The sequence below is a fragment of the Christiangramia marina genome, from assembly GCF_048285865.1.
In the GTDB taxonomy this organism is placed as follows: Bacteria; Bacteroidota; Bacteroidia; order Flavobacteriales; family Flavobacteriaceae; genus Christiangramia; species Christiangramia marina.
In genome coordinates, this window is the sequence record NZ_JBLVTK010000001.1 from 957,746 (window position 1) to 958,480 (window position 735).

Sequence of the window (735 nt, forward strand, 5' to 3'; positions counted from 1 at the left end):
CAATGCATGTTTAAAAAACTATACTCAAGGGTTCCGAAATTAAGAGGTTTTAGATCCATCAAGAAGCTTCCATTAAGCATTGAAAAAAATCTATCCTTTTTTTCGCCTTCAAATCCTTGAATTCCATTTCGAATTAAACAATGAAAATGACAGAATAACATCCTATAACTCGCCTTTTTATTCCTAACAGCCTTCAATTTAAAGTTGATTTTTTGAGAGACTTATAACCCGAAATCAATAATTTGAAATCTTCTATTTCTCCCTGATCTATTTTGAGCTACTTATAGTAAATTTTATTTAAATCTATCTCAATGGAATGGAACTCGTATTGGCGTGACTTAATTTTTTCTTTACTCAGGTTACATGCACTTACCAAGAATGAAAAAATAAAAATGTCCAGTAGTATTAAGTAGAAATAAATCTCTCTGTTAGGAGATTTAGGGTAGAAAATATTATCGGTGTAAAGTAAATATAGAATAATCGCTAGAAGAACAAATAAATAAAAAGTAATACTATGATTCGGTAATTACTATTTCGGAGCCGTTGTAAATAACTCGATTTAATAATACTTAATCTAGTAAACCCATCAGAGGTAATAGCAAGTAATTTCTTCATATTATAGATTTTGGGATAATAAATCTAACCAAAAGAAAATTAGCTTATTGTACCTATGTTGTACCCGGCATAAAAGTAAAAAGCCTTCCAGTTTCCTGAAAGGCTTTCTATCACTATCGT